Source organism: Parafrankia elaeagni (assembly GCF_000374165.1).
Lineage (GTDB): Bacteria > Actinomycetota > Actinomycetes > Frankiales > Frankiaceae > Parafrankia > Parafrankia elaeagni.
In genome coordinates, this window is sequence record NZ_KB893691.1 from 1 (window position 1) to 2,070 (window position 2,070).

Annotated in this window: 1 protein-coding gene; it reads right to left on the reverse strand. The window is 61.4% G+C overall.

Annotation, left to right across the window (positions count from 1 at the left end; translation table 11 throughout):
- Nucleotides 1-176: 176 nt before the first annotated feature.
- A complete protein-coding gene (ltrA, locus tag B207_RS0105230) occupies nt 177-1,430 on the reverse strand; it encodes a group II intron reverse transcriptase/maturase (RefSeq protein ID WP_026310701.1) in 1,254 nt (417 codons plus the stop codon).
- Nucleotides 1,431-2,070: the final 640 nt, after the last annotated feature.

A 2,070-nucleotide genomic window follows, 5' to 3' on the forward strand; every position in this document is an offset into this window, starting at 1 on the left:
TGCCGGGTAGCCAGGGGCATTTCAGCCCCTGGCCCCCACAGATCACGGACGTGAATCTCTCGATTCATCCGGCTCCTGCTGCACATCACGAGCGGTGCTCGCCTGGCCGCCTGTGGCTTTGCTCATCCCGCAGAGGTTGGCGAGTCCGTAGGTAGCCGCACCGCTCTACGAGGCGTTCAGTACCGCAATTCCCAGTGCGCAAACAGGCCAGGGGACCGTTCCCGGACTCCCCTGAGCCACGCCCGCGCCCTACGGTCACTGCGTTTCAGCCGCTTGTATTTCCCTTCTGCCCAGCGCATCAGATGGCGATCGATGCGTCTGCCGATGACACGCACCCCCGACGGGTAGAACATAGTGAAATACTCCAGCCAGCCCGCCACCTTTGGGTTGATTGCTGTGGCGAGCTGTTCGAGGGTCTGGTTTGTGCGTCTATGGAATCTCAGATCATGCATTTCTCGGCTGAACTCGGCCACCCGTTCGGGCGCAGCTCCCGGAATGAAGCTCGTAAAAGCCTTCTTCCGGGTGTTATTCCACGCCTTGCGGGGTCGGAAAGTAAAGGACAGGAACGTGAACGACGTAATTTCGTAGTCGCCGTTTCGGTTGCTGTCCTTGCAGTACACGATCCGGGTCTTGCCGGGATGCACTTCCAGCCCGACATCGGCCAACCTTGCCTTTACCGCAGCCAGCACGTCCCTTGCCTCTTCCAGACTCACACAGTGAAGCACCACGTCGTCCGCAAAGCGCTCGAACGCAACGCTCGGAAGCTCGCGCGCCAACCAGACGTCGAGCCCCCAGTGCAGGAAGATGTTCGCCAACAGTGGAGATACCGGACCGCCCTGATGAAGGCCCATCGTTCTTTCTTGCAAGGCTCCATCGGCCCGCCTCAACGGCGCTTTCAGGCAGCGTTCCACATACATCAGGACCCATTTCCGGTCTGTGTGGTACGCCACCGCCGCCAGCAGTTTATCCCAGGGCACGGTGTCGAAGAACTTCCGCACGTCAAGATCAACGACCCAGTCGTGCGACCAGCACCGCTTCCGGCAGACCTCGAGCGCCTGGCGCTGCGAGCGGCCTGGCCTGTAGCCGTACGAGTCCCGATGGAACACCGGCTCGACCTTCGGCTCCAAGGCCATCCGCAGCACCGTCTGCGCCACACGGTCCACCACGTTGGGAATACCTAGAACCCTTAAGCCTCCCTTTCCATCGCGCTTCGGGATCTCCACCGCTCTTACCGGACCGGGAAAGTACGACCCCGACGACATGCGGTTCCACAGCACATACAGGCGGTCTTTTACGTCCGCCTCGAACTGCTCGACCGTCACCCCGTCAGGCCCGGCTGCCCCACCGTTCTCCCTTACCGTCAGCCAGGCATCCCACACCAGTTGCCGAGGGATATCAAACGACTTGCCCCGCGATGCCGGTCCACTCACACGCATCCTCCCCTTAAGACGGTTGTGCGTATCCGTGTCCCACTACAGCCACTTCCCCTTGGCTCCACACCGACCGCGAAAAGCCGGGCTTCACAGCTACTCGGGAGTGTCCGCCCACGTGCTTCGCCACCGGTACCTGCCCCTCACGGATTCAGCCGCTAGGGGCGTCCCTCTCGCCACCGGCCACCCAGGGCCAGTGTCCGTTTCTCCGCACGCGTTCACATGTTCCATACGAGAGCAGCAGATCAGGCTGATGCCACCTATACGCCGGATGCCGCCCGGGCAGTAAGCGGGTATCCCCCGGGCTATTCCCAAGACAAAATCGAGGCCCTGGTTTCGACAATCAGCTGATGGAATTACGACGCTTCAGACGGCAGTAGGCTTTCACCCGTTCGCTCATCTTCCTGATCCCCACCTGCCCGGGTCTTACCCGGACTTCTCCCAGACCGTTCAGCACCATTTCCAGTCTTTAGCTAAGGCACCGCTGGGTGGTTTGAAGCCTCCCCCCGCAGGGCGACTCCGGAGGGCCGCGCGGCACCCGATACGAAGGGACGCCGCTTCCTCCATCTCTCGTACAGCATCACGTCAGGTAAACGTGCCATCAGCTGTCGCTCACCTTCCATGTTCATGCTCACAACGA